Annotated in this window: 2 protein-coding genes; both read right to left on the bottom strand. The window is 75.2% G+C overall.

Going from position 1 to position 1919, the window contains the following annotated elements:
* Nucleotides 1-1299, bottom strand: a 1299-nt coding sequence (locus ACIQOV_RS39515; protein WP_401055729.1) for an alpha/beta fold hydrolase, incomplete at its 3' end; no start/stop codon positions are given.
* Nucleotides 1296-1718, bottom strand: coding sequence for a CPBP family intramembrane glutamic endopeptidase (locus ACIQOV_RS39510; RefSeq protein WP_401055727.1), 423 nt, complete (start codon nt 1716-1718; stop codon nt 1296-1298). The genes ACIQOV_RS39515 and ACIQOV_RS39510, both read right to left, overlap by 4 nt.
* Nucleotides 1719-1919 lie beyond the last annotated feature (201 nt).

Here is a 1919-nt window from a genome sequence, read left to right as displayed (position 1 = left end):
GTCCAGGAAGGCGCACGGGGAGATGTTGTCGAGCAGCGGGCCGGACAGCGGGTACCGGGCGCGGTCGCGCTCGATCCGGCGCCAGTAGTCCTCCGGGTCGCGCGGCGCCGTACCGTCCGCGCACAGGATGGCCTGGGAGATGCTGCCGGCCTGCGACCCCTGCGGGGTGAACAGGAAGCGCAGCATGGCGGTGGTCCCGTCCGAGGGGGTGACCGGCCGGCCCGACGCGGCCTCGGCGAGCGTCGCCGTCAGCTCGGCGAGGCCCGCCCGATCCGCGTCGGAGTCGCCCGCGAGGTTCATGAACACCAGCATCGGCACCCGGGTGTCGTCGAGCTCGAAGGCGTCGGCGCCGGTGCCGACGACGAGCGGGCGCGCCGCGGCCGCCCGGACCGTGCGCAGCACCCCGGCGACCACCTCCTCGCGGGTGCGGCCCAGCCCGTACGTGTCGTGGCGGGCCGCCGCCCAGTCCGCCCAGTCGGCGAACGCCCGTTCGTTCTCCGGCGCCATGTTGGGGAGCAGCGCCGGCCCGGCGTGGGCCGGGTTCAGCGCGCTGTCCAGGACCACCCGGTCGTAGCGGCCGGGGAACATCTGGGTGTACACCGTGCCGAGGTAGGTGCCGTACGAGAGGCCGAGGTAGGAGATCCGCCGCTCGCCGAGCGCGCCCCGCACCACGTCCATGTCCCGGGCCGCGTCGCGGGTGCTCGCGTGCGGCAGCAGGTCCCCGGCCGCCGAACGGCACCGGGTCGCGAGGTCCCGCTGGAGGGCGACCTGGCGCTCGAAGGAGGCCCGGCCGGTCCCGGCGGAGGTGATGCTGAAGCCGATCGGCCAGCCGCAGTCGAGGGGGGCGCTGCGGCCGACGAAGCGCGGGTCCAGCCCGACGATGTCGAAGCGGGCGGCGGTGTCCTTCAACGCGGCGCGCACCCGCGGCGGCGCACCGAGCGTCGGACTGCCGGGGCCGCCGTCGTTGAGCAGCAGCGTGCCGATCCGGTGGCGGGTATCGGTGGCCTTGATCCGGGAGAGCGCCAGCGTGACCGTGCGTCCGCCGGGGTCGCCGTAGTCGAGCGGCACGGTGACCTCCGCGCAGCGGGCGCCGGCCCGTTCCAGCGCGGCGCCCTCCTCGTCCTGCGGGCCCTGGACGCAGCTGTGCCAGGCCGGGCGCTGCTGGTAGTAGCGGTCGAGCCCCCGGGGGATGCCGGCGGCCTGTGCGGCGGCATCTGCCGGTGCGGTGGCGGCGGCCGCGGTCAGGCCGGCCACGAGGGCGAGAGCGGCCGCGGCGGCGCGGCGGCGGAGGTAGGTCAAGACGTCTCCTCGGCGGTGCGGGGCCCGGTCCGGGCCACCTCCGTACAGGACGCATGCGGGGCAAACGATATGACGATCCGTCGGCAGTCGGCCAGCGCGTGCAGCAGCACCAGCGGCCAGACACTCCCGATGTACAGCCGCGCGCCGCACAGGAAGAAGCCGAACGCGCCGGCCTCCAGCACCTGCCACAGCGTGTTGTCGAGGTGCCCGACCCCGAACAGCGCCGCCGTCAGCGCCCCCGCGCGCACTGGGCCGAGCGGCCGTGCGACCTCCAGCACCAGCGCCCGGCTGCTCAGCTCCTCGCTGACCCCGATGGCGAGCATCAGCACCACCCCGCCCGCCAGGGCCGCCGTGCCGCCCTCGATCCCGGGCAGCGCCGCCAGCGCCGTCACCGGCAGCAGCACCGGCCAGCGCGCCATCACCCCTGGGCGCGATCGCGAGCACCATGGTGCAGGGCGCGCCCTCGTACTGCTGGGTCGGCCAGCGGGACCATCTTCGCAATACGGGCGATAGCGGACGCGTTCATGTGGCAGTCCCCCCAAGGACACGTGGTGATGAAGGTGATGGTGATCGGATGAACGGGCGCCCGATGTCGCGCCCCGAGGCGCCCGCCCGAGCCC

Origin of the sequence: Kitasatospora sp. NPDC091257 (genome assembly GCF_044757675.1) — a bacterium.
Classification (GTDB): domain Bacteria; phylum Actinomycetota; class Actinomycetes; order Streptomycetales; family Streptomycetaceae; genus Kitasatospora; species Kitasatospora lactacystinica.
The sequence above is the reverse complement of the archived record's forward strand: the minus strand, read 5'-3'. Positions and strand labels throughout refer to the sequence as shown.

Bases quoted from the DNA above. Each gene is read 5' to 3' on its own strand.
- ACIQOV_RS39510 (WP_401055727.1), bottom strand. From the start codon at position 1,718: ATGGCGCGCTGGCCGGTGCTGCTGCCGGTGACGGCGCTGGCGGCGCTG.